Raw genomic sequence first — 25,223 nt, forward strand, 5'->3', positions numbered from 1 at the left:
CCCGGTCGCCATCTCGCGGCAAAAGGGCGGTCCACCCGAGAAGGCGCTTCTGATGCTGTCCTATATCGCCCGCCGCCTGCTGGTCTCGATCCCGACGCTGATCCTCGTGTCGATCTTCGTCTTCGCGTTGCAGCAGCTTCTGCCCGGAGATCCGGTGCTGGCGCTCGCCGGAGAGGATCGCGACCCCGAGACGCTGGAGCGGCTGCGCGAGCTGTATCACCTGAACGACCCGATCTGGATGCAATATCTGCGCTGGATCGGCGGCGTGTTGCAGGGCGATTTCGGCCAGTCGATCCGCACCGGGCTGCCGGTGTCAGAGATGATCGCCTCGAAGCTGCCGGTGACGATCCAGCTTGCGGTGATGTCGATGATCTTCGCCGCCGCCATCGGGATTCCGGCCGGCATCATCTCGGCGGTGAAGAAGGGCACGATGACGGATTACGTCGCCAATATCGTCGCCTTGTCGGGGCTGTCCCTGCCGAATTTCTGGCTGGGCATCATGCTGATCCTGCTGGTCTCGGTCCGCTGGCAGCTTCTTCCTGCCTCGGGCTATGTCCCGCTGACCGAAGACCCGCTGCAATCCATCCGCACCATGCTGATGCCCGCCTTCGTTCTGGGCACCGCGCTCGCCGCCTCGCTGATGCGGCACACGCGGTCGTCGATGCTGGGCGTGCTGCGGCAGGACTATATCCGCACCGCCCGCGCGAAAGGGCTGGGAGAGCGGACGGTGGTCATGCATCACGCCTTCCGCAATGCGCTCACCCCGGTGGTGACGCTGGCCGCGCTGCTGTTCGGAGAGCTGATTGCAGGCGCGGTGCTGACCGAGCAGATCTTTACCATTCCTGGTTTCGGCAAGATGGTGGTCGATGCGGTGTTCAACCGCGATTACGCAGTGGTGCAGGGGGTGGTTCTGGTCACGGCGATGGGCTTCATCCTGATGAATCTGGTCGCCGACGCAGCCTATGTGATGCTGAACCCGCGCCTGAAGGTGAGCTGATGACCGAAGCCGCATCCCATAACGCCACCAGCACCGCGCCGATCCGCAAGCCGCGCAGCCGGGTCTGGGGTAAGCTGCTGGCCCATCGCAGCGCCATGTTCGGCGCCGCTCTGGTCAGCGTGTTCATCCTGCTGGCGCTTGCCGCCCCGATCCTGCCGCTGCCCGATCCGGCCGCCGCCGACTGGGCCGCGATCCGGCAGCCGCCCTCGGCGGCGCATTGGTTCGGCACGGATGAGCTGGGCCGCGACCAGCTGTCGCGCATGATCTGGGGCGCGCGCGCCTCGCTGATGGCGGGGGTGGTGTCTGTTGCCATCGCCATTGCCATCGGCGTGCCCCTCGGTGTCATCGCCGGATATTTCGGTGGCTGGACCGATGCCATCATCTCGCGCTGCACCGAGGCGCTGCTGGCCATGCCGTTCCTGATCCTCGCGATTGCGCTGGCGGCGTTTCTGGGGCCGTCGCTGACCAACGCGATGATCGCCATCGGCATCGCCGCCACCCCGGTCTTCATCCGGCTGACACGCGGCCAGGCGATCAACGTCGCCTCCGAGGATTACGTGGAAAGCGCGAATGCGATCGGGCTGTCCACCCCGGTGATCCTGAGGCGCTATATTTTCCCCAACGTGCTGCCTCCGGTCCTCGTCCAGGCAACACTCACCGTGGCCAGCGCGATCATTGCCGAGGCTTCGCTGTCCTTTCTCGGCCTTGGCCAGCAACCGCCCGCGCCGAGCTGGGGCGCGATGCTGAACGTCGCCAAGGGGTTCATGGCACAGGCACCCTGGATGGCCGTCTGGCCGGGCATCGCGATCTTTCTGGTCGTGCTCGGCTTCAACCTGCTTGGCGACGGGTTGCGCGACGCGCTCGACCCTCGCGAGGATTGATGTACAGGAAACGATATGAGTGATTTCACCACCCGCCCCGATATTCGCGGCACATTCGGAACCGTCGCCTCGACCCATTGGCTCGCCTCTGCGGTGGGGATGGGCATTCTTGAAAAGGGCGGCAATGCCTTCGATGCAGCCGTCGCGACGGCGCTTGTGCTTCAGGTGGTCGAGCCGCATCTGAACGGCCCGGGCGGAGACCTGCCCGCCATCGTGCATCTTGCCGAGACCGCCGAGACGCGTGTGCTCTGTGCACAGGGCGTGGCGCCGCGCGGGGCGACGATGGATCATTACCGCGGCCAGTTCGGCAACGGGCTCATCCCCGGCTCGGGGTTGCTGGCCACGGTGGTGCCGGGGGCCTTTGACGGCTGGATGCTCATGCTGCGCGACCATGGCAGCATGGAGCTGTCCGAGGTCATGGCCCCCGCCATCGCCTATGCGCGCGACGGTCATCCGGTCCTTCCGCGCGTCGCCAACACCATCGCCGGGCTTGCCGATTTCTTCCGCGAAGAATGGCCCACAAGCGCCGCGACCTGGCTGCCGGACGACACCGCGCCGGAACCTTGGGCGCTGTTTCGCAACCCGGATCTCGCCGCCTGCTATCAGCGGATCGTCGACGAGGCCCAGGGGGACAGCCGCGAGGCCCGCATCGACGCCGCCCGCAAGATCTGGTCCTCGGGCTTCGTGGCCAAGGCGATCTGCGATTATCTGGCCGGGGCGAAGGTCATGGATGTCTCTGGCAGCGCGCATGAGGGCGTGCTCTCTCGCGAGGATCTGGCCGAATGGCAGGCCAGCTGGGAAGAGCCGGTCTCGATCGAGTATCACGGCTGGACGGTGCACAAGACCGCGCCGTGGTCGCAGGGCCCGGTTCTGCTTCAGGCATTGCAGATCCTCAAGCAATTCGATCTGGCCGCGATGGACCCGCTTGGCGCGGATTTCGTGCATGTCGTGATCGAGGCGATGAAGCTCGCCTATGCCGACCGCGAGGCCTATTACGGTGACCCGGATCACTTCGATGTCCCGCTGGAGAAACTGCTGTCCGAGGATTACGCGGCAGAGCGTGCCGGTCTGATCGGCGAGCGCGCCAGCCTGGAACAGCGCCCGGGGCGGATCGAGGGGCTGGAGCATCTCGCGGATGACGCCATCGCGCGCGCCGAGACCGATTTCGACGCCGCGCGCGGCGCCAGCGCGGGCGAGCCGACCATGGCCCATCTGACCGAACGCCGCGGCGATACGGTGCATCTCGACGTGATCGACCGCTGGGGCAATATGGTCAGCGCGACCCCATCGGGCGGCTGGCTGCAATCCAGCCCGGTGATCCCCGGCCTCGGCTTTCCGCTGAACAGCCGCGCGCAGATGTTCTGGCTGCGCGACGGGTTGCCGACCTCGCTGAAACCCGGCGCACGCCCGCGCACCACGCTGACGCCGTCGCTGGCGGAAAAGAAAGGCACCCGCATTGCCTTCGGCACGCCCGGCGGCGATCAGCAGGATCAATGGCAGCTGATCTGGTTCCTGCGCTATGTCCATCACGGGATGGAGATGCAGCGCGGCATGGATGCGCCGCTGTTTCACAGCAGTCACTTCCAGTCCAGCTTCTACCCGCGCGAGGCGAAGCCCGGCGCGCTGATGATCGAGCCGAATTTCGGCGATGAGGTGATTGCGGATCTGCGCGCGCGCGGCCATGAGGTGACGGTGGCTGAACCGTGGAGCGTCGGGCGACTGACCGCTGCGCGGCGCGATGCGGATGGGATGCTGACCGCCGCCGCCACGCCGAGATTGATGCAAGCCTATGCAGTGGGGCGCTGACACATGACCTATTCCATCGTGGCGCGTGACACCAAAAGCGGCGCTATCGGCATTGCCGTGGCCAGTCGCTTCTTCGCCTGCGGCGCGCTCGTGCCGTTCATCGGGCGGAACGCGGCCTTCGCAACCCAGGCTTTCGTCAACCCGGTCTGGGGCAGCGAGGGGCTGCGCCGTCTCGAAGCCGGAGAATCCGCCGAGGATGTGCTGGCCGATCTGGTCGCGCGGGATGACGGCGAAAGCCATCGCCAGGCGCATCTGACCGACCGTGACGGTCGCTTTGCCGCCCATACCGGGGCCGATTGCATCGACTGGGCCGGTCATGTGCTGGGCGAGGGCTTTTCGGTCGCGGGGAATATGCTGGAGGGTCCGCAAGTGGTCGAGGACACGGCGCGGGTCTATGCCGAGCGCAACGATCTGGGCTTCGCCGAACGGCTGCTGACCGCGATGGAGGCGGGCGAGGCGGCGGGCGGCGACAAGCGCGGCCGGCAGGCGGCGGGCCTGCTGATCCATCGCGGCGAGGCGCATCCCTGGCTGGATCTGCGCGTCGATGACGACGCCGATCCGCTGGCCGAGCTGCGCCGTCTGCTGGACGTCGCTTCCGAACAGTATCTGCATTTCTACGAGCTTCTGCCGACGGCATCTTCCTTCAGCGGCAACCCTGAACGCGCCGAGATCGAGCGTCGCGTGGCCGAGGATCAGGCCCGTCGCCAGGCCGAGGGCCGGGCCAGCCAGTCCCGCGCCACCACGAAAGTCTGAGACGATGGAGGGCATCACCACTTCCGCGCTGATCGAGCTTGCCGCCGTCGCTATAGGCGCGGGGATTGGCGGCGGCATTCTCGCCGGGTTGTTGGGCGTGGGTGGCGGCATCGTCATTGTCCCGGCACTGTATTTCGCGCTGACGCTGGCCGGCATGGACCCGGAGCTGACCATGAAGGTCGCCGTCGGCACCTCGCTTGCGACCATCGTCTTCACCTCGCTCGCCTCGGGGCTGGGCCATCACCGGCGCGGCGCCATCGACACCGGGCTGCTGCGGCTTTGGGCGCCCTGGATCCTGGCCGGGGTCATCGCGGGAAGCCTGCTGGGCGGCTATGTTTCGGGCAATGTGCTGATTGCGGTCTTCGCCACGGTCGCGCTGGTTGTGTCCGCCGACATGATCCTCCGCAAGGGCCGCGCCGATCCCGAGCCGAAGGGGTTTTCGCGCCCGGTCTGGGCCTTTTTCGGCGTGTTCACCGGCACGGTCAGCGCCATGATGGGGATCGGCGGCGGCACGATCGGCGTGCCTTTGCTGAACTTCCTCGGCTATGACATCCGCCGCGCGGTAGGCACCTCGGCGGCGATCGGGTTCATCATCGGCCTGCCCGGCGCGCTGATCTATGCCGCGACCGGGCTGGGGCAGGACGGGCTCCCGCCATTTTCCATCGGCTACGTGAACCTGCTGGCGGCGGCGGTCATCATCCCGCTGACCACGACCTTCTCGCAATTGGGAGTGAAGCTGGCCCACTCCATCCCGCGCCGGGCGCTGCGGCTTGCCTTTGGCGGCTTTCTGCTGCTCACTTCGATACGCATGTTCATCGACCTGTTCAGCGGCTGAGAAGGGCACGGCACGGAATGGCCAAGGACGACCACACGGATGTCATCGCGGCGCTGATGCCCGTGGTCGAGGACGCGCTTCGCGCCGATGGACGCCTGCCGCCCGAGCGCAGCCTCGCCGAGATGCTGGGCGTTTCGCGGCGCAATCTGCGGCTGGCGCTGGATGAGTTGCAGGCCCGGGGCGCGGTGTTTCGCCGTCACGGGCGCGGCACTTTCGCAATCCCGCCGCCGCATCCGGATCGTGGCCGTCACCGGCTGTTGGCCGGGCGGCTCTCGCTGAGCCAGCTGATGGATGTGCGCTATCAGATCGAGCCGCGCCTGGCCGAACTTGCCGCGATCAGGGCCGAGGCGGGGGACATCGTGAAGCTGGACCAGCTGATGCAGAACACCCGCGCCGCCGTGTCGGCGCAGGATTACGAGGTCGCCGACGCGGTGTTCCATTACCGCATCGCCGAGCTGGCCGATAATGCGCTGTTCCTGGAAATCTACGAGCTGATCCGCGAATTCCGCCGCGATCAGGGCTGGCGCGAGCGGCGGGCGGAAACCAACGTGCCGCAAGTGCTGGATATTCTCGGCGAGCAGCATCAGCGCATTTTCGACGCCATCGCCTCGGGCGATCCCGGCGCAGCCGGCACGGCGCAGCGCAAGCATCTGGCCTTTATCGCATCCAAGCTGTGACCGCCTGAGCGGCGCGGGCAGGGTGATCAGTCCCGCGCGGCCGGACCGGGGCTCTGCCCCGGACCCTAGGGTATTTTCGCACCAAAGATGCCCGAGCCAGCATGTCGCGGCCCATCTTTGGTGGGGATATACCGTGGGGGTGCGGGGGCAATGCACCCGTTGGTGTTGAGCTGTGTGGGTTGCGGCAGGGGTTCAGCCGAGCGCGTAGCCCGCGCCGCGCACCGTGCGCACCGGGTTGTCGCCGCCATTCTGCATCAGCGCCTTGCGCAGCCTTCCGACATGCACGTCGATGGTGCGGGTATCGACATAGATGTCACGACCCCAGACCCGGTCGAGGAGCTGCTCGCGCGTCCAGACCCGGCCCGGCTTTTCCATCAGCGTCGAAAGCAGCCGGAACTCGGTCGGGCCGAGATGCAGCGCCTGGCCGGCGCGGAAGACACGATGTTCTCCGGCGTCAAGGATGATGTCGCCGAAGCTCAGCCGCTCGCCCATTGTCGCCGGGCGGGTGCGGCGAAGCTGGGTGCGCAGCCGGGCCATCAGCTCGACCACCGAATAGGGTTTCACCACATAGTCATCCGCGCCGGTTTCAAGCCCGCGCACCCGGTCTGTCTCATCCCCGCGCGCCGAAAGCATCACGATGGGAATGGACCGGGTCTGCGGATCGGCCTTGATCCGGCGGCAGATCTCGATCCCCGAGACGTTCGGCAGCATCCAGTCGAGCACGATCAGATCGGGATTTTCCTCGGCCACGAGCAGCAGCGCTTCATCGCCGTTTTCAGCGATCACCACCTCGAAACCCTCGGCTTCGAGATTGTATTTCAGCACCTCGCGCTGCGCGCTTTCATCCTCGACGACCAGGACGCAGGGGGTCTGACGGATCGACATGTCTTATCCCTCGGCTTCCGTGACCGTTGCGCGCACCACCCCGTCCTTCTTGGGCCGGGCCTCGTCGGGCAGTTCGCCGGTGACGAGATAGATCACCTGCTCGGCGATGGCCGTGGCGTGATCGCCCATGCGCTCGATATTCTTGGCGATGAAATGCAGATGCATGCAGGCGGTGATGTGGCGCGGATCCTCCATCATATAGGTCAGGAATTCGCGGAACAGCGCATTATACATCTGGTCGACTTCCAGATCCCGCTCGCGCACATCGGCGGCAAGTTCGGCGTCGCGCTGGATATAGCTGTCGAGTGCATCCTTCAGCAGCCGTTCGACGGTGACGGACATGCGGCGCAGCGCCATGCCGGCCCCGTCGATCACCGGCAGATGCGACAACACATGGCTGCGCTTGGCCATGTTCTTGGCGTAATCCCCGACCCGTTCGAGCGAGGCAGAGATCTTGATGACGGTCAGCACCAGTCGCAAATCGGTCGCGGTGGGCGCGCGCAGGGCGATCAGCCGCGCAGCCTCTTCGTTCACCTGAAGATCGAGCGCGTCGATTTCCTTGTCGCGGCGGCGCACGGTTTCGGCCAGCTCTTCGTCAAAGGTCTCGAGCGCGCGGGCGGCGTCGGTGATGGCGGTCTCGACCATGCCGCCCATGCGCACCACGAGCGCCTGAATGGTTTCGAGATCGCGGTCGAAGGCCGAGGCGATATGTTTGTCGCTTTGCATCTGTTCCTCCTGCGGCGCGGGGCGTCAGCCGATCCGGCCTGAAATATAACTTTCCGTCCGCGGGTCCTGCGGCTTGGTGAAAATATCGTCGGTGTCGCCATATTCGACCAGATTCCCGAGATGAAAGAAGGCGGTCTTCTGGCTGACACGCGCGGCCTGCTGCATGGAGTGGGTCACGATCACCACCGAAAACTCCTCGCGGAGCTGGTCGATCAGTTCCTCGACCTGGCTGGTGGCGATCGGATCGAGCGCCGAGCAGGGCTCGTCCATCAGCAGCACCTCGGGGCGGGTCGCGACGGCGCGGGCGATGCAGAGACGCTGCTGCTGACCGCCGGAAAGCCCGGTGCCGGGTTCATGAAGCCGGTCCTTCACCTCATCCCAGAGCGCCGCACCGCGCAGCGATGTCTCGACGATTTCGTCGAGTTCGGCCTTGTTCCTGGTCAGCCCGTGGATCTTCGGCCCATAGGCGACATTGTCATAGATCGATTTCGGGAAGGGGTTGGCCTTCTGGAACACCATGCCGACACGGGCGCGAAGCTGCACCGGATCGACGCGGCGGTCATAGATGTCCTGGCCGTCGATCTCGATATTGCCCTCGATCCGGGCGATGTCGATCGTGTCGTTCATCCGGTTGATACAGCGCAGGAAGGTCGACTTGCCGCAGCCTGAGGGTCCGATGAAGGCGGTCACGGTCTTGTCGAGAATGTCCACATCGACATCCTTGATGGCGTGTTTATCGCCGTAATAGACCTGAACCTTGCGGGCCGAGATCTTGATCTTGTCATCTTGCGTCACGCGACGCTCCACCATGGTCATATCGTTCATTGTATCCATCCCAGCCACGTTTCTACCAGCGGCGTTCGAACTTGTTGCGGAGGAAGATCGCCAAGGCGTTCATCATCACGAGGAAGCCCAGGAGAACCAGGATCGCGGCCGATGTCCGGCTGGTGAAGCCGCGTTCGGGACTGTCGGCCCAGATATAGATCTGGGTGGGCAGCGAGGTGGCCGCGTCAAGCGGGGTGGCCGGCGCGGCGGTGATAAAGGCGTTCATCCCGATCAGCAGAAGCGGCGCGGTCTCTCCCAGAGCCTGCGCCAGACCGATGATCGTGCCGGTCAGGATACCGGGCATGGCCAGCGGCAGCACATGCTGGAACACCACCTGCTGACGCGAGGCCCCGACGCCAAGCGCGGCTTCGCGGATCGAAGGCGGCACCGCTTTCAGCGCGTTCCGCGTCGCGATGATGATCGTCGGCAGGGTCATCAGAGACAGGGTGATCCCGCCCACCAGCGGGGCCGAGCGCGGCATCCCGAACCAGCCGAGAAACACCGCGAGACCGAGCAGACCGAACACCACGGACGGCACGGCGGCGAGATTGTTGATATTGATCTCGATCAGGTCGCTGAGCCGGTTTTTCGGCGCAAATTCCTCAAGATAGATCGCCGCGCCGATACCGACCGGGAACGAGATCATGAAGCAGACCAACAGCGTGTAGAACGAGCCGATCAGCGCGCCTTTCAGGCCGGCCGCCTCGGGGAAGCGGCTGTCGGCATTGGTGAACAGCCCCGTGTTGAAGGGCAGGGATATCAGCCCGGCATCCTCGATCTTCTCGAAGACGGCGATGCTGTCATTGGTAAAGCGGCTGCGCCCGCCCTCGGCGATCTCACGGCTCAGAACGCCCTTGTTCAGCTGGTCGTAAGGGTCCGACGCCGCGACCCTCATCTCGACCGTCTGGCCGATCAGCGATGGATCGGCGAGGATCTCGTCGCGGATCTGGAACCGGGCCTGACTGGTCAGCATGTCCTCGGCAATCTCGGCTTCTTCTTCGTCGAGAAAGTCGAAGCTCTGCGCCACGGCGGCCGAGAACATGCCGCGGAAATCTCCCTCGGCGGGATCGTCCGCCGAGATATATTCCTGGGTGATCGGCACGCTGAGGGTGATGTGGGTCTGGCGGAACGCCTTCGCCCCTTCGCTCACCAATGTCCACAGCAGGATCACCAGCATCGCAACGGCGATGCCAAGTGCTGCGATGCCGAGCGTCTTCAGGATCGTCTCGCCGCGATGCCGCTTGCGCAGTTGGGCGGCGGCGCGGGACGAGGTCCACTGGCCGGTCTGGCCCTCGATATCGGGATGGGTCGCCATGTCGGGCCTCAATCGTAGAGTTCGCGATATTTGCGGACGATCCGCAGCGCGAGAATGTTGATGAGAAGCGTGAAGATGAACAGCATGAGCCCGAGCGCGAAGGCTGCCAGGGTCTTGGGGCTGTCAAACGAGGTGTCGCCGATGAGCAGTGTCATGATCTGCACGGTGATCGTCGTCACGCTGTCCAGCGGGTGCAGCGTCAGATTGGCCATGATGCCGGCGGCCATCACCACGATCATGGTCTCGCCGATCGCGCGGCTTACGGCCAGCAGGATGCCGCCCACGATACCGGGAATCGCCGCGGGAAAGAGCACCTTCAACATCGTCTCGGAGCGGGTCGAGCCGAGCGCGAGGCTGCCGTCTCGCAGGCTTCGCGGCACCGCCGACAGCGCGTCATCGGTAAAGGAAGAGATGAACGGGATCAGCATCACCGCCATCACGCTGCCCGCGGCGAGCGCGGTGTTGGGCGAGACCTGAAGCCCGATTGCCGCGCCGGTATCGCGCAGGAAAGGCGCCACGGTTAACGTTGCGAAGAAGCCGTAAACGACAGTGGGGATGCCGGCGAGGATCTCGAGGATGGGTTTAATGGTTTTCCGCACGCGCTGGCTGGCGAACTCGTTCAGGTAGATCGCCGAGAACAGCCCGATCGGGATCGAGAAGAACATCGCGATGAAGCTGATCACCAGCGTGCCCGTCAGCACCGGCAGCCAGCCGAACGCGCCTTCGGCAGCGATCTGGTCCGCGCGGATCGGGATCTGAGGCTCCCAGCTGGTGCCGAAGAGGAACTCGGTGAAGGGCACCATGCGGAAGAAGCGGATCGCCTCGAACAGCAGCGAGAAGATGATGCCGACGGTCACCAGAATGGCAAAGACCGAACAGGCGATCATGATGCCGTGGATGATCCCCTCGGCGCCCTGGCGGGCGCGGAACTCGGCGGCAACGCGGCGGCGCGTCAAGGCCAGCATGGCGATGCCCAGAGCGGCGACAACCAACAGCAGCAGCCAGCCGGCGGCGTTTTGAAGCGACACCATCCGCTCGGCGGCGGCGAGCTTCCAGGGCTCCGGTTCGCCGAAGATCTGTCCGCGGGCAATCGAGACGATCTCGGAGCTGAGAAGCTGGCGGTCGCCCGGACCCATGCCCGCCGTCGCGTCGGCGGGCAGCGAGCTCATCACCATCATGTCGATCGTGGGTCCGCGCAGCGCAAGCCAGACGAGGATCAGCACCAGAACAGGCACCAGAACCATCAGCGCAGCATAGAGCCCGTGGAAATAAGGCAGCGAGTGCAGCCGCGTCCCGTCAGCGCGAATCGCGACGGCGGCGCGGCGGTTGAAGACATAACCGACCAGCGAAGCCGTCAGCAGCAGGGCAAAGGCGAAAAGAACCATCGAGCGAATCCGCTTTTGAAGAGGGGCCCCGCCCCGAAACGAGGCGGGGCCCGGTTGCCGAGAGCCGGATTATTCGGCCGGCGCTTCCATGGCAGCGCCCGAGGTCACCGCTTCCTGAAGCGAGGCGCGCTCGTCATCGCCCAGCGCGACCAGACCACGCTCGGCCAGATAGCCGTCGGCGGCCAGTGCGTCATCCGCCATATAGGCGTCGATGAACTCGTTCAGGTTCGGGATCACGCCGCGATGCGCGTTCTTCACATAGAAGAAGAGCGGGCGCGACAGCGGATAGGAACCGTCGCCGATCGTGTCCATGTTGGCCTCGACGCCGTCCAGAGCGATGTCCTTCAGCTTGTCCTGGTTCTCGAAAAGGAACGAATAACCGAAGATGCCAACCGCGTTCGGATCGGCTTCAAGACGCTGAACGATCAGGTTGTCATTCTCGCCGGCCTCGATGAACGGACCGTCGGTGCGCATGCGCGAGCAGTTGTTTTCGAAGAAGTCTTCGTCGTCCGAAGCCTCGGCCAGCTCGGCCATTTCCGGGATCGATTCGCAGCCGACGATCATGCCCAGCTCGACGAAGGCGTCGCGGGTGCCCGAGGTCGGGGGCGGGCCGAAGGCGGTGATCTCGGTGTCGGGCAGCGAGTCGTCGATTTCCGACCACTTGGTATAGGGGTTGTCGACCAGCTCGCCGTCGACCGGAACCTGAGCGCCCAGGGCCTTATAGACCTGCGCCAGGGTCAGCTCGGTCAGCGCTTCGTTCTCGATCGAGGTCGCGATGGACAACCCGTCATAGCCGATCATCGCTTCCGAAATGCTGTCGACGCCGTTCTCGGTGCAGAGATCGTATTCGGATTTCTTCATCGCGCGCGAGGCGCCGGTGATGTCGGCGGTGTCTTCGCCCACGCCTTCGCAGAAGATCTGCATGCCGCCGCCGGTGCCGGTCGATTCGACGATGGGGGCCGGCGCGCCGGTTTCAGCGGCGAATTCCTCGGCCACTGCCTGGGTGTACGGGAACACGGTGGACGATCCCACGATGCGGATCTGGTCGCGGGCCGAAGCGACACCGGCCGAGGCCGCAATGATCGCCGTGGCAGAAACGATCACTTGGATCTTGCTCATAATCGACTCCATAGTCTGAGGGCAGTTATTTGCTCCGCCGCCCGTCTACGCCCCGCCCGTGACAGTTATGTGACGGTAATCTGACGATTAAGTGTCAAATTCCGGGGCGAGCGGAGCGGGCAAAGCCGACAGTCCGCAGCCTTATGCGGGCCGCAAGGAAAGGGCCGCTTCGCGTCGATCAGCGGGGCAGGGGAAGATCAGGATAGGCGCTGCGGTCGAGGCTACTGCGGATGGACTGCATGAAGGCGCTCGTTGCCGAAGACAGCGGGCGGCTCGCCGGGACCATGAAATTCGCGGTGTAGCGGATCGCCGGAAGAAACGGACGAATCGCGATCTGGTCCGAAACCTGATGGATCATCGGAAACGGGTTAAGCAGCGACACGCCCAGCCCCTCGCCGACGAACTCCACGAGCGAGACATTGGTCGAGGTCTCGATGACGATATGCATGTCCACGCCGGCGCGCTCGAAGAGGCGGTCGATCTTGGCGCGGCTGGAATGGCGGCGCGAGAGCGCGACGAACTGTTCCTCATGCAGGTCTTCGGGGCGGATCACGTCGAAGCCGGCAAGGTGGTGATCCTTGCGCATGATGCAGACCGCCTGGGTCTCGAGCAGCAATTCACTGACGACCCCGTCATGGGCGACGGTGCTGTCGGTCAGCCCGATATCGAAGCGGCTTTCCGCAATCCCGGTCAGCAGGCTGTCGCTGGCCAGCACGTCGAGCGAAACGTGCAGCGCCGGGTTGCGCTTTCGGAACGCCGCGATCCGCGTCGGCAGGAAACGATGCGCGATGGTCGGCGGCGCCACGATGGACAGCGTGCCGCCATACCCTTCCTCCGGTGCCTCATCCGCATTCACGATCTTCGCGAGCGTATCGAAAACCGGCCTCAGCTTTTCATTGATCGAAAGCGCCTCGATGGTCGGGCGCAGACCGCCACCCTCACGGCGAAACAGCCGCGAGCCGAGCCGGTCTTCAAGCTGGGTCAGCCTGCGGCTCACAGCCGATTGCGAAATCCCGAGCCGCCGTGCTGCGTTGATCGAACTGCCAGCCGATATCAGCGCCTCCAGAACTTCCAGCTCACGCAGGGTGATTCCGGCATGGCTTCGGGTGCCGTCGGGATCTATTCGCCTGCTCATGCGTGCTATGCGAAAATCTCATAGAATTTGTTTGTTGACTTATGAATATCGCATAATACCGTGATCTCCAACACGCCATTGCGCCATCGGGGATCAACCTCGGGGAGTGTCGCCGCAACGTGCGACGTCGTGCCACCAACGGGAAGGGATTCACGTCATGAACAGATTAACCGCTCCTCTGATCGCTGTGCTGCTCGGCTCCGCAGCCACGCCGGCCCTCGCACAGGAACTGACGCTCGGGCTGAAATCCGAGGCCACGTCCATGGACCCGCAGTTTCACCAGCTCTCGACAAATATTCAGGTGCTGAAGAACATCTTCGAAGCGTTGACCACGCAGGATGCCGTGCAAAAGGTGACGCCCGGCCTCGCCGAAAGCTGGGAGGCGCTCGATGACACCACATGGCGTTTCAAGCTGAAGCAGGGCGTCAAGTTCCACAATGGCAGCGACTTCACCGCGCGCGACGTTATTTATTCCTTCTGCCGCGTGCCCTTGGTCGAGAACTCGCCCTCGGCCTATACGATCTTCACCGGCGGCATTGCCGATATGCAGGCCGAGGACGATCATACGCTGACCATCACCACCACCGCCACCAACCCGCTTCTGCCCACCGATCTGTGGAGCCTCGCCATCGTGTCCGCCGACGCGCTCGGCGCCGAGGACGAGGTGACCTATGCCCCCGAGGGCAATTGCGAGGGCATGGGCGAGGTGCCGCAAGCCCCCGCCTTTAACTCGCCAGATATCGCCGTGGGCACCGGACCCTACAAGCTCGACAACTATACGCGCGGCTCGGAGCTGGTCGTGACCCGCTTCGAGGATTACTGGGGCGGCACCCCGGATTGGGAACGCGTTGTCATGCGCCCGATCACCAGTGACGGCCCGCGCGTCGCGGCATTGCTGGCAGGCGACGTCGACATGATCGAATCGCCGCCGATCCAGGACATTCCCCGGATCGAAGAGGCCGGGTTCAGCGTCGTCGACGCGCTGTCGAACCGGATTATCTATCTGCATATGCAGCAGACCGACGACCCGCCCGGCATCGAGGGCGCGGACGGCAACCCGCTGCTCGATCCGCGCGTCCGCGAAGCGATTTCGATCTCGATCAACCGCGAGGCCATCACCGAGCGGATCATGGGCGGATATGCTCAGGCCGCGGGCGAGCTGCTGCCGCCGCCGATGTTCGGCACCTCCGGTCGCGAGGTCGATCCCTATGATCCGGAACGCGCCAAGGAACTGCTGGCCGAGGCGGGCTATCCCGACGGCTTCTCGATCACGCTCGGAACGCCGAATGACCGCTATATCAACGACGAACAGGTTGCTCAGGCCGTGGCACAGATGATGGCCCAGATCGGCATCCAGACCAATGTCGATGCCAGCACGGCGAGCCAGTTCTTCTCGCGCCGCAATGCGCTGGAGTTCCCGATCTATATGGCGGGATGGGGTGCGTCCTCGGGGGACATGTCCTCGCCGCTGAAATCTCTGGTCGCGACCTATGACGAGGCCGCCGGGATGGGTCCGACCAATGCCGGGCGTTATTCCAACCCCGAGATGGATGCGCTGCTGTTGGAAGCGATGGCCACGATCGACGATGCCGAGCGTGACCGGATGCTGCAAGAGGCGGAAACCATGGTGCTGGACGATTTCGGGATCATCCCGCTGCATTACGAGCAGACCGTCTGGGCGATGAAGCCCGAACTGAGCTATGAGCCTCGGGTGGACCAGTACACCATGGCCTCCGAAGTGAAGCCCGCCGAATAAGGCCGCCGCCGGCATCCCGCACGGGGTGCCGGCGCGCGACCGGATGCGATGACCGAAGGGGCCGCCGCGTGATCGTCTATCTTCTCCGCCGTTTGGGTCAGAGCCTTCTGGCCGTCATCGCAATGGCGGTGCTGGTATTCATCGGGGTATTCTTTATCGGCAACCCCGTCGATGTGCTCATCAACCCCGAGGCGACGCAGGCCGATATCGCGGCCACGACAGAGCGACTGGGTCTGGACAAGCCGCTCTATCAGCAATTCGGCATCTTTCTGAGCAATGCGGTGCAGGGCGATCTCGGCACGTCTTTCGTCTATGGGCGGCCTGCACTCGACATCATTCTGGAACGGTTGCCCGCGACCATGGAGCTGGCCTTCGTGGCGCTGCTTCTGTCAGTGGGCATCGGTGTGCCGCTCGGGGTCTGGGCCGGGATGCGCCCCAATGGCGTGGCGGGCCGCACGATCATGGCGGGGTCGATCCTCGGCTTCTCGCTGCCGAACTTCTGGCAGGGCATGTTGCTGATCCTTGTTTTCGCGGTTCTGCTTGGCTGGCTGCCGGCAGGCGGACGCGGCGAGACGACAGAGTTTCTGGGCATGCAGGTCAGCTTCCTGACATGGGACGGGCTGTCGCATCTCATCCTGCCCGCGGTGAATCTCGCGCTGTTCAAGATGTCCCTGATCATCCGTCTGGCCCGCGCCAATACGCGTGAGGTGGCGCTGCAGGATTATATCAAATTCGCCCGCGCGAAGGGGCTGTCGGGACGCCGCGTTGTGCTGGTTCATATCCTCAAGAATATCATGATCCCGGTCGTGACCATCATCGGGCTTGAACTGGGTTCCATGGTGGCCTTCGCCATCGTGACGGAAACCGTGTTTGCATGGCCCGGCATGGGCAAGCTGCTCATCGACAGCATCAACCTGCTGGATCGCCCGGTCATCGTGGCCTATCTGATGCTGACCGTGCTGATCATCGTGACCATCAATTTCGTTGTCGACGTGATCTATTCGCTGCTCGATCCACGCATCCGCCTGTCGGAGATGAAGGGATGACCGAGACGACGACTGACCCCGCCGCCACGCCGGCACCCATCCGCGTCGAGAGCCCGCTTGTCCGCATCGCGAAGGAATTCGTCGAGGACCCTGTCGCGGTGATTGGCCTGATCCTGTTTGTGCTGGTCGCGCTGATCGCGCTGGCCGCCCCCCTGATCGCGCCGCAGAACCCGTATGACCTGACGCAGCTCAATATCATGGATGGCGGGCTGGCGCCCGGCGAGACGACCTTCGACGGGCAGACGACCTATTGGCTCGGCACCGATCAGCAGGGGCGCGACATGCTGTCGGCGATCATCTTCGGGCTGCGGATCAGCCTGCTGGTGGCGCTGTCCTCGCTGGCGATCGCGATCACCATCGGCACGATTGTCGGCGTCACCGCTGCCTATTTCGGCGGACGGCTGGACAGCTTCATCATGCGGATCGTGGATCTGCAACTGTCCTTCCCCGCCATTCTCATTGCGCTGATCCTGCTGGCCCTGCTGGGGCGCGGGGTGGATAAGGTGATCATGGCGCTTGTGATCGTGCAATGGGCCTATTACGCGCGCACGGTGCGCAGCTCTGCCATTGTCGAACGGCGCAAGGACTATATCGACGCGGCGCGCTGTCTGGCGCTGTCGAACCGCCGGATCATGTTCCGGCACCTGCTGCCCAACTGCATCCCGCCGCTGATCGTCGTCGCCACCGTCCAGATCGCGCAGGCCATTGCCCTGGAAGCGACGCTGTCCTTCCTTGGCGTCGGCGTCCCGATCACGGAACCCTCGCTGGGTCTGTTGATCGCGAATGGTTATGACTACCTGCTGTCGGGCCGCTTCTGGATCAGCCTGTTCCCCGGCATCGCCCTTGTCGTCACCATCATCGCCATCAATTTGGTCGGTGACCGGCTGCGCGATGTGCTTAACCCGAGATTGCAGAAATGACCGCACTTCTCGACGTCAAAGACCTGCAAACGCATTTCTTCACCCGCGACGGCGTTGCCAAGGCAGTGGATGGTGTCAGCTTCTCGCTTGAGAAGGGGCAGATCCTGGGGCTGGTTGGGGAATCCGGTTCCGGGAAGTCCGTAACCGGCTTTTCCATCCTGGGCCTGGTCGATCCGCCGGGCCGCGTCACCGGCGGGCAGATCCTGTTTCACGGCGACGATCTTGTCACCGGCGGCGAGCCGGTGATGCGCGGGCTGCGTGGCAAGCGGATCGCAATGATTTTTCAGGACCCGATGATGACGCTGAACCCGGTTCTGCGCATCGACACCCAGATGATCGAAACCGTCCGCGCCCATGACAATGTCAGCCGCGAAGAAGCCCTGCGACGCTCGCGAGAGGCGCTTGTCCAGGTCGGTATCTCGTCGCCGGATGAGCGGCTGCAAAGCTATCCGCATCAGTTTTCGGGCGGAATGCGGCAGCGCGTGGCGATTGCGATTGCCTTGCTGCACAAGCCCGATCTGGTCATCGCGGATGAACCCACCACGGCGCTTGATGTGACCATTCAGGCGCAGATCCTGTCCGAGATTCAGACGCTTTGCGCCCAGTCCGGCACGGCACTGATCTGGATCACCCATGATCTCGCCGTTGTGTCGGGCCTCGCCGACCGGCTGGCGGTGATGTATGCGGGCCGCATCATCGAAGAAGGCCCCACGGCCGAGGTGATCGCCCGGCCCCGCCACCCCTATACGCGCGGGCTGATCGAAAGCGTGCCGCATGGCAAGCAGCACGGGGCGATGCTGAACCAGATCAAGGGGGCGACGCCCTCGCTTCTCAAGCTGCCCGATGGCTGCAAGTTCCGGCCCCGCTGCCCCCGCGCCGATGCCGCCTGTCAGGCAGAGCCGACGCTTGATCCGGCGGGGGCCGACCGCTTTGTGCGCTGCTTTCACCCGCATCAAGACATGCGCGAGGGGGGCTCTGCCGCGTGACCCAAGAGCCTATCCTGAGCATCGACAAAGTATCCAAGCGCTTTACCAGCGAACTCGACATTGCCGAGCGTGCAGCACGCAAGCTCGGCGCCGATATTGCGCCGGTGACGGTGCACGCTGTCGATGATGTCAGCATCGACATCAGGCGCGGCGAGATCCTGGGGCTGGTCGGCGAATCCGGCTGCGGCAAATCCACGCTGGGCCGGATGGTGGCGGGGCTGAGCAACCCGACGGCGGGCCGTATTCTCTATCGCGGGCAGGATATTGCCGCGCTGAAAGGGGCCGAGGCGCGCGATGCCGCTCTGAAGATCCAGATGATCTTTCAGGACCCCATGTCGTCGCTGAATCCGCGTTCGCGCGTGCGCGACATCATCGGCGAGGCGCCCCGCGTGCACCGCATCGTGCCACGCGCCGAGGTGGCGTCCTATGTCGACAGGCTGCTCGATCAGGTCGGTCTCGACCCCAGCACGGGCAAACGCTATCCGCACCAGTTTTCCGGCGGGCAGCGGGCCCGGATCGGGATCGCGCGGGCGCTTGCGGTCAAGCCGGATTTTCTGGTCTGTGACGAATCCGTCGCGGCGCTCGATGTCTCGATCCAGGCGCAGGTGCTCAACCTCTTCGTGCGCCTGCGCGAGGAGTTCGACCTGACCTATCTGTTCGTCAGCCACGATCTGGGCGTGGTCGAACATATCTCGGACCGGATCGTGGTGATGTATCTGGGCCGTTTCGTCGAAATCGGCACCGCGCAGGATCTGATCGCACGGCCCAACCATCCCTATACGCAGGCGCTTGTCGCGAATATCCCGACATTCGAAACCGGCAAGAAGACCTATCACGCGATTGAAGGCGAAATCCCATCGCCCATGAACCCGCCAAAGGGCTGTCACTTCCATCCGCGCTGCCCCCATGCCCATGACCGCTGCCGCATCGAGGTTCCCGCGCTGAAAGAAATCGCGCCGGGCCGGATGTCGGCCTGCCATCTGAATGACCGGGCGGCCTGACCCGCCCCGAAGGAGAGAACCATGCGTAACGACAATCCGATCTGGTCCCTCGTGGACGAAAGAGCTGCAGAATTCACCGGCCTTGCCGACCGTGTCTTTGACACGCCGGAACTGGCCTATGGCGAAAAGGAATCCTGCGCCGCCCATACCGAAATGCTGCGCCAGCAGGGCTTCCGGGTGACTGAAAACATCGCCGGCATCCCGACCGCCGTGATGGGAGAGGCCGGCAAGGGCGGCCCCGTCATCGCGATCCTGGGCGAATATGACGCGCTGCCCGGCCTGTCGCAGCAGCCCGGACTGGCAGAGCCGAAACAGATCGCCGATCACGGCTTTGGCCATGGCTGCGGCCATAACCTTCTGGGTGCCGCCGCCCTGTCGGCTGCGACCGCCGTCAAGGACTGGCTGGAGGCCGAAGGGATCGACGGCACCGTGCGCTATTATGGCTGCCCGGCAGAGGAAGGCGGGGCCGCGAAAACCTATATGGTCCGCGACGGATTCTTCGACGATGTCGATATCGCGATCACCTGGCATCCGGCCAGCTTCAATGCGGTGGATGACATGCGGTCCCTGGCGAATACGCGGATCGATTTCACCTTCCACGGCAAGGCGGCCCATGCGGCAGGTGCGCCGGAACTGGGCCGCTCGGCCCTCGATTCGGTCGAGCTGATGAATGTCGGCGTCAACTATATGCGCGAACATATGCCGGATCTGGCGCGGGTCCATTACGCCTATCTGGATGCGGGCGGGATCGGCCCGAATGTCGTGCAGGCCAAGGCCACGATCCGCCAGCTGATCCGCAGCCCGGATCTCGGCGGGCTGTCCTCGCTGGTCGAGCGGGTGCGCAAGATCGCGGAGGGGGCGGCGCTGATGACCGAGACAAAGGTGACCTCGCGCGTGTTCTCTGCGGTGTCGAACCTGATCGAGAACCGCCCGCTCTCCGAGGCGATGCAGGCCGAGTTCAATGCGCTCGGGCCGGTGCCCTTCGACGAAAGCGATATCGCCTTCGCGACCGATATCCGCAAGACCATGACACGCGAGGATATCGCCGACACCTTCTTCCGGCTGTCCATGAAACCGGATTACGACAAGGCCATGTGCGATTTCATCGCGCCGCTCGACCGGCCCTTCATGGGTGGCATGGGCTCGACCGATGTCGGCGATGTCAGCTGGGCGGTGCCGACGGTTCAGGCCCGCGTCGCCACTTGCGCGATCGGCACGGCGCTGCATAGCTGGCAGCAGACCGCGCAGGGAAAAATGCCCGCCGCGCATAAGGGGATGCTCCACGCCGCGAAGGTGATGGCGGCAACGGCGCGCGCGGCGCTGCGTGATCCCGCATTGATCGCCGAGGCGAAGTCGGCGCATGAGGCATTTCTGGCCGAGACACCCTATCTCTGCCCGATCCCACCCGAAACGACCCCGCCCATCCCCGAGGAAGAACGCCCCGAAGCAGCCTGATCGGCAGCCCCTGCCGAGCCGCGCTGGTCCTGTCGGACAGGATCGGTCCCGATGGCGGGGTCGGCGCGCGATGCGGCGCCGAATGACAGTTTGCAATCACCCCGGTTTTCTTTAGCATACCGATTTTGCACGGGCCGCATCGCTCCTGTTCCGCTCGCGGGCCAGGAGACGCGAAGCGGTTGCGGACACGGACGACCAACAGGAGGAAAAATAATGAGAATCTTCATGACTTCGATGGCAGCGCTCGGCGCGGCCGCGCTGACTTCGCTTGGTGGCGCGGCGCTCGCGCAGGATCAGGACCGCGAGGGCTGGCCGGACAGCTTTACGGTCGGCACGGCGAGCCAGGGCGGCACCTATTTCGCCTATGGCTCGGGCTGGGCCAATCTGGTTGCCGAAGAACTCGGGATTTCGGGCGGGGCAGAGGTCACCGGCGGTCCGATGCAGAACATGGCGCTGGTCCATACCGGCGACGCGGCTTTCGGCATGACCACGATGGGTCCGGCGGCGGAGTCGCTGGCCGGCGAGAACCCGATCGCGCCGGGGATGCAGCTGACCAATGCCTGCGCGATGTTTCCGATGTATCAGACCCCGTTCTCGGTCACCGCGCTGTCCTCGTCGGGCATCGCCTCGGTCGCCGATATCCCGGAGGGCGCGCGGATCGGCTTCGGCCCGGCGGGCTCGACCTCGGACACGTATTTCCCGCGCTTCATGGATGAGCTGGGCGTCAATTACGAGCGCCGCAATGGCGGTTGGTCTGATCTCGGCGGGCAGCTTCAGGACGGGCTTCTTGACGTGATCGCCTTCGCGGCCGGCGTGCCGGTTCCGGCGGTCAGCCAGCTCGAGGTGCAGACCGATGTGAACATCATCGAGTTCACGGAAGAAGAGCAGAAGCAGATTCTGGACAATTTCCCGGTTTCGGAATTCGAGATCCCGGCGGATACCTATACCACGCTGGAAGCCCCGGCGCGCTCGGTCGCGATGTGGAACTTCGCCATCGCCGATTGCAGCCTGCCCGAGAGCTTCGTGAACGCGGTGGTCGATGTGGTGATGTCGGATAATGAGCGCATGGTGAATATTCACCGCGCCGCCGAAACCACCGTGCCGGAGAACTGGGACAAGAACACCGTCCTGCCCTGGCATCCGGGCGCGGCCAAGTGGTTCCAGGAGAACGCCGGTGCCGAAATCGCCGAGGACATGATCTACGGCGGCTGATCGCAGGTCTTTCACGACATGACGGCGCCGCGCCCGGACCGGGTGCGGCGCCTTGACCAATTCGGTGCCGCCCGCGCTGCGCCACAGAAGAAGCGGAGATGTTCCTTATGACGGAGCAGAGAAACGATCCGATGGATCTGGCCCTTGCCGATGGCGTCGACGAAGAGGCGATCGAATCCAATCGGCGGATCTTCGAGGGCTGGCGGTTTTACGCGGTCAGCGGGCTGGCAGCCATCTATGCGATCTTCCACATGGCGGCGCTGAACGGGCTGTCCATCGCTGAATGGACCGGCATCCGCATCCCGCTTTTGCCGCGTTTCCCGATGGAGACGTGGAATTTCCGCATCGTTCACGTGGCGGGTGCGCTGTTCCTGGGCTTTATCCTGTTCGCGTCGACCCGGTTCGATGACGACAAGGAAACCGCCGACACCAGGGCGCTCGACTGGATCGGCATGGCGCTGATGATTCCGGCGCTCTTCTCGCTGGGGGTGGCGATCTGGTTCGCATTGCAGATCTCTGGCGGGGTGCAATGGACCGGCATCGACGAAACCATCCGCTTCCGCGAAGTCTGGCTGTATGGCGCGCCGCTGATCGTGGCGACGGTGGGCGGCATCGTGCTGTCCTGGGCGCATCGCCGCAGACGCGGGCGCATTGCGGTGCCCGATGTGGTGCTGGGCATCTGCGCGGTCGCCGTCGCGGCCTATCTCATCACCATCTACGGCACGCTGATGCGCAACTCGACCGGCACGCCCTTCGCGCCGGTGGGGATCTCGCTCGCGGCCACGGCGGGCACGCTGCTCATCATGGAGCTGACGCGGCGCGTGGCCGGGCTGGCTTTGGTCATCATCTCCACGGTGTTCCTCGGCTATGTGTTCTTCGGCCATATGCTGCCCGGCTTCCTGAACTCGCCGCAAATCGGCTGGAAGCGCTTCTTCAGCCAGGTTTACACCGATGCCGGCATTCTCGGGCCGACCACGGCGGTCAGCTCGACCTATATCATTCTCTTCATCATCTTCGCGGCCTTCCTTCAGGCCTCGAAGGTGGGGGATTACTTCGTGAACTTCGCCTTTGCCGCAGCCGGCAGGACGCGCGGCGGGCCGGCCAAGGTGGCCATCTTCGCCTCGGGTCTGATGGGAATGATCAACGGCACTTCGGCGGGGAACGTGGTGGCGACGGGGTCGCTGACGATCCCGCTGATGAAGAAGGTCGGCTATAAAAAGCAGACCTCTGGCGCGGTCGAGGCCGCCGCCTCGACCGGCGGTCAGATCATGCCTCCGATCATGGGTGCGGGCGCTTTCATCATGGCCGAGATCACCGGCATTCCCTATACCGAGATCGCCATCGCCGCGATCATCCCGGCGGTGCTGTATTTCGTCTCGGTCTATTTCATGGTCGATTTCGAGGCCGCGAAGCTGGGCATGCGCGGAATGCGCGACGACGAGCTGCCCAAGCTGAAAGCCATGGCCAAGCGCGCCTTCCTGTTCCTGCCCATCGTCATCCTGATCGTGGCGCTGTTCATGGGCTATTCGGTGATCCGCGCAGGCACGCTGGCGACGGTGGCGGCGGCGGTGGTGAGCTGGCTGACGCCTTACCGGATGGGGCCGCGCTCGGTCGTGAAGGCGTTCGAACTGGCCGGGACCATGTCGATCCAGATCATCGCGGTCTGCGCCTGTGCTGGCATCATCGTGGGCGTGATCTCATTGACCGGGGTCGGGGCGCGGTTTTCCAACCTGCTGCTCGGGCTGGCCGAGGCGTCGCAGCTTCTGGCGCTGTTCTTTGCCATGTGCATCGCGATCCTTCTGGGGATGGGGATGCCGACCACGGCGGCCTATGCGGTGGCCGCCTCGGTGGTGGCGCCGGGGCTGGTCGAGCTGGGGATTCCGACGCTGACCGCGCATTTCTTCGTGTTCTACTTCGCCGTGCTTTCGGCGATCACCCCGCCTGTGGCGCTGGCTTCCTATGCCGCTGCGGGGATATCGGGCGCCAACCCTATGGAGACCTCGGTCGCTTCGTTCAAGATCGGCATCGCGGCCTTCATCGTGCCATTCATGTTCTTCTATAATTCGGCAATCCTGATGGATGGAAGCTGGCCCGAAGTGATCCGCGCAGGCGCGACGGCGACTTTCGGCGTGTTCCTTTTATCCGCGGGTGTGCAGGGCTGGTTCCTCGGCGCACGGGCGGTGTGGTTCGTGCGTCTGGCGCTGATCGTGGCGGCGCTGTCGATGATCGAGGGGGGATGGGTCACAGATCTGATCGGCCTTGCCATCGCCGCCGGAGCCTATGCGGTGCGCAAGATCTTCCGTCCCGATCCTGACGCCGGTTTCGAAGTCAGAGGCGCCGACTGATCGCGCTATCTGCGCCGGGGCAGGGCCATGCCCGCGCCCCGGCGGGACCGGAAATCCGTCCCGCCCATCCCGGCGCCGCCTTTGCGCCTGTCCTAAAGGCGGCTCGGCGCGACCCCGTATTGTTTGCGGAACAGACGCGAAAACTCGCTGGAGCTGGAAAACCCCGATGCCATCGCGATCTCGGTCATCGAGCGTCGCCCGCCGCCATGCATGATCATCCCGCGCGCCGATTCCAGCCGTCGCAAGCGCACACGTTCCATCACCGAAGGGCCGTCGGCGAATATCTTGTAAAGATAGCTGCGCGAGATGCGGCACGCCTCGGCGATCCGCAGCGGGGTCAGGCCCGGATCGCGGAAACCGGCATCGATGAAGGCCAGCACCCGCGCCTGCGCCGCCTGCACGGCGATGCTGTCATCGGACATGCTGTCGCCCGAGGTCAGAAAAAAGGCCACCGTCTCCAGCATCTGATTGGTCATGAAACCGATGGTGCGCTCATCGGCTTCGTCCCCGGTGTCGAGCAATTCGAAGATCAGCCGTTTCATCATGTGAAAGATCGCATCCGGCCGGACCACCGCGCGCGACAGAATGCCGGAATTCGGTCCCAGCCGGTGTTCGAGCGCGCTGACGGGGATCTTGAGGTTGAAGGTCGAATAATCCTTCTGCACGCGCAGCTTTGCCGACATGCCGTTATTCAGCAAATAGGCGTTTTGCGGCAGAAGCTGTTCGATCCTCTCGCCGATCTGACACAGGGCCGCGCCGCTTTCGGGAAAGCTGAGCGAAAAGAACGGTTCTTCATTGCTGTGACGGCTGTGGGATTTCTCGAATTGCTGATTGCCGAACTCGATCCGGTTGAAGGTCAGATCGCCCACCTTGCGGCTGTAAAGGCTGCCCGAGATATTCCCGTCGGTCACCGGCCTGACATTCAGCGGGCCCCAGACGCCGCTGAATACGCTGCGCCAATGATCGCCGGCATCGCCGGGCTGCGCATCGGCAGATCTGCCGATCAGCGGAAGCTTTGGATTGGCGAAATTGCTGGTCCTGGCGTTCATGGCCGTGAGCTCATTGCGACACGGTGGACGGTATCACAAAATTTCGTGGCGCCAAGCAAAAGCCAGCTGCGGAATTCCGATTAGAGTATTCTGAAGAAGATCAGGTCGTGGGGA

General features: G+C 64.2%; 22 protein-coding genes. 14 read left to right on the forward strand and 8 right to left on the reverse strand.

The features are described from left to right. The first annotated feature begins 52 nt into the window (after positions 1–52). The 6 genes from PAF18_RS02710 to PAF18_RS02735 are packed head-to-tail and all read left to right on the forward strand — an operon-like array spanning position 53 to position 5,949. Entirely contained in the window at positions 53–997 is a 945-nt protein-coding gene (locus PAF18_RS02710) for an ABC transporter permease (RefSeq protein WP_271117105.1), read from the forward strand. Then, positions 997–1,878, forward strand: a complete 882-nt coding sequence (locus PAF18_RS02715) for an ABC transporter permease (RefSeq protein ID WP_271117106.1) — start codon at positions 997–999, stop codon at positions 1,876–1,878. Before PAF18_RS02710 ends, PAF18_RS02715 begins: the two co-directional genes overlap by 1 nt. Before the next feature lie 15 nt (positions 1,879–1,893). After that, positions 1,894–3,684, forward strand: a complete 1,791-nt coding sequence (locus PAF18_RS02720; protein ID WP_271117107.1) for a gamma-glutamyltransferase family protein — start codon at positions 1,894–1,896, stop codon at positions 3,682–3,684. 3 nt (positions 3,685–3,687) lie between these two features. Beyond that, positions 3,688–4,437, forward strand: coding sequence for a DUF1028 domain-containing protein (locus PAF18_RS02725; protein WP_271117108.1), 750 nt, complete (start codon positions 3,688–3,690; stop codon positions 4,435–4,437). A 4-nt stretch (positions 4,438–4,441) separates the two neighbouring features. Beyond that, positions 4,442–5,272 (forward strand): sulfite exporter TauE/SafE family protein, encoded by an 831-nt coding sequence (locus PAF18_RS02730; RefSeq protein WP_271117109.1) that lies wholly within the window; start codon positions 4,442–4,444, stop codon positions 5,270–5,272. Between the two features lie 17 nt (positions 5,273–5,289). Then, positions 5,290–5,949 carry a FadR/GntR family transcriptional regulator gene (locus PAF18_RS02735; RefSeq protein WP_271117110.1) on the forward strand — a complete coding sequence of 220 codons (660 nt, stop codon included), beginning with the start codon at positions 5,290–5,292 and terminating at the stop codon, positions 5,947–5,949. A gap of 192 nt (positions 5,950–6,141) precedes the next feature. Here the strand turns inward: PAF18_RS02735 and phoB are convergent, their stop codons facing one another. From phoB to PAF18_RS02770, 7 genes are all read right to left on the reverse strand, one after another. After that, the gene (gene phoB / locus PAF18_RS02740) at positions 6,142–6,834 is read right to left on the reverse strand and encodes a phosphate regulon transcriptional regulator PhoB (RefSeq protein ID WP_271117111.1); all 693 of its coding nucleotides are present in this window, start codon (positions 6,832–6,834) and stop codon (positions 6,142–6,144) included. 3 nt (positions 6,835–6,837) lie between these two features. Continuing rightward, positions 6,838–7,560, reverse strand: coding sequence for a phosphate signaling complex protein PhoU (phoU, locus tag PAF18_RS02745; RefSeq protein ID WP_271117112.1), 723 nt, complete (start codon positions 7,558–7,560; stop codon positions 6,838–6,840). 24 nt (positions 7,561–7,584) lie between these two features. After that, positions 7,585–8,385, reverse strand: a complete 801-nt coding sequence (gene pstB, locus PAF18_RS02750; protein ID WP_271117113.1) for a phosphate ABC transporter ATP-binding protein PstB — start codon at positions 8,383–8,385, stop codon at positions 7,585–7,587. Between the two features lie 22 nt (positions 8,386–8,407). Then, complete coding sequence (gene pstA, locus PAF18_RS02755) at positions 8,408–9,700, reverse strand: phosphate ABC transporter permease PstA (protein WP_271117114.1); 1,293 nt, start codon at positions 9,698–9,700, stop codon at positions 8,408–8,410. 8 nt (positions 9,701–9,708) lie between these two features. Beyond that, complete coding sequence (gene pstC / locus PAF18_RS02760) at positions 9,709–11,085, reverse strand: phosphate ABC transporter permease subunit PstC (protein ID WP_271117115.1); 1,377 nt, start codon at positions 11,083–11,085, stop codon at positions 9,709–9,711. A gap of 69 nt (positions 11,086–11,154) precedes the next feature. Next, positions 11,155–12,204: a substrate-binding domain-containing protein gene (locus PAF18_RS02765; RefSeq protein WP_271117116.1), complete on the reverse strand. Its 1,050-nt coding sequence runs from the start codon at positions 12,202–12,204 to the stop codon at positions 11,155–11,157. A 178-nt stretch (positions 12,205–12,382) separates the two neighbouring features. Continuing rightward, complete coding sequence (locus PAF18_RS02770; protein WP_271117117.1) at positions 12,383–13,339, reverse strand: LysR substrate-binding domain-containing protein; 957 nt, start codon at positions 13,337–13,339, stop codon at positions 12,383–12,385. 157 nt (positions 13,340–13,496) lie between these two features. On the opposite strand from PAF18_RS02770, the gene PAF18_RS02775 reads away from it, so the two are divergent. The 8 genes from PAF18_RS02775 (at position 13,497) to PAF18_RS02810 (ending at position 24,060) form a co-directional block, all read left to right on the forward strand. After that, positions 13,497–15,095, forward strand: a complete 1,599-nt coding sequence (locus PAF18_RS02775) for an ABC transporter substrate-binding protein (protein ID WP_271117118.1) — start codon at positions 13,497–13,499, stop codon at positions 15,093–15,095. 68 nt (positions 15,096–15,163) lie between these two features. Further along, complete coding sequence (locus tag PAF18_RS02780) at positions 15,164–16,141, forward strand: ABC transporter permease (RefSeq protein ID WP_271117119.1); 978 nt, start codon at positions 15,164–15,166, stop codon at positions 16,139–16,141. Next, on the forward strand, positions 16,138–17,061 hold the full coding sequence (locus tag PAF18_RS02785; protein ID WP_271117120.1) for an ABC transporter permease: 924 nt from the start codon (positions 16,138–16,140) through the stop codon (positions 17,059–17,061). The genes PAF18_RS02780 and PAF18_RS02785 overlap by 4 nt, the downstream gene beginning before the upstream one ends. Further along, a complete protein-coding gene (locus tag PAF18_RS02790) occupies positions 17,058–18,047 on the forward strand; it encodes an ABC transporter ATP-binding protein (RefSeq protein ID WP_271117121.1) in 990 nt (329 codons plus the stop codon). Before PAF18_RS02785 ends, PAF18_RS02790 begins: the two co-directional genes overlap by 4 nt. Further along, positions 18,044–19,048: an ABC transporter ATP-binding protein gene (locus PAF18_RS02795; protein WP_271117122.1), complete on the forward strand. Its 1,005-nt coding sequence runs from the start codon at positions 18,044–18,046 to the stop codon at positions 19,046–19,048. The genes PAF18_RS02790 and PAF18_RS02795 overlap by 4 nt, the downstream gene beginning before the upstream one ends. Before the next feature lie 21 nt (positions 19,049–19,069). Beyond that, positions 19,070–20,503, forward strand: a complete 1,434-nt coding sequence (locus PAF18_RS02800) for a M20 family metallopeptidase (RefSeq protein ID WP_271117123.1) — start codon at positions 19,070–19,072, stop codon at positions 20,501–20,503. A gap of 225 nt (positions 20,504–20,728) precedes the next feature. After that, complete coding sequence (locus tag PAF18_RS02805; protein ID WP_271117124.1) at positions 20,729–21,715, forward strand: TAXI family TRAP transporter solute-binding subunit; 987 nt, start codon at positions 20,729–20,731, stop codon at positions 21,713–21,715. Positions 21,716–21,822: 107 nt separating this feature from the next. Further along, entirely contained in the window at positions 21,823–24,060 is a 2,238-nt protein-coding gene (locus tag PAF18_RS02810) for a TRAP transporter permease (protein ID WP_271118039.1), read from the forward strand. Between the two features lie 92 nt (positions 24,061–24,152). Here the strand turns inward: PAF18_RS02810 and PAF18_RS02815 are convergent, their stop codons facing one another. Continuing rightward, entirely contained in the window at positions 24,153–25,109 is a 957-nt protein-coding gene (locus tag PAF18_RS02815) for an AraC family transcriptional regulator (RefSeq protein ID WP_271117125.1), read from the reverse strand. Positions 25,110–25,223: the final 114 nt, after the last annotated feature.

The sequence above is a fragment of the Paracoccus sediminicola genome (genome assembly GCF_027912835.1).
In the GTDB taxonomy this organism is placed as follows: domain Bacteria; phylum Pseudomonadota; class Alphaproteobacteria; order Rhodobacterales; family Rhodobacteraceae; genus Paracoccus; species Paracoccus sediminicola.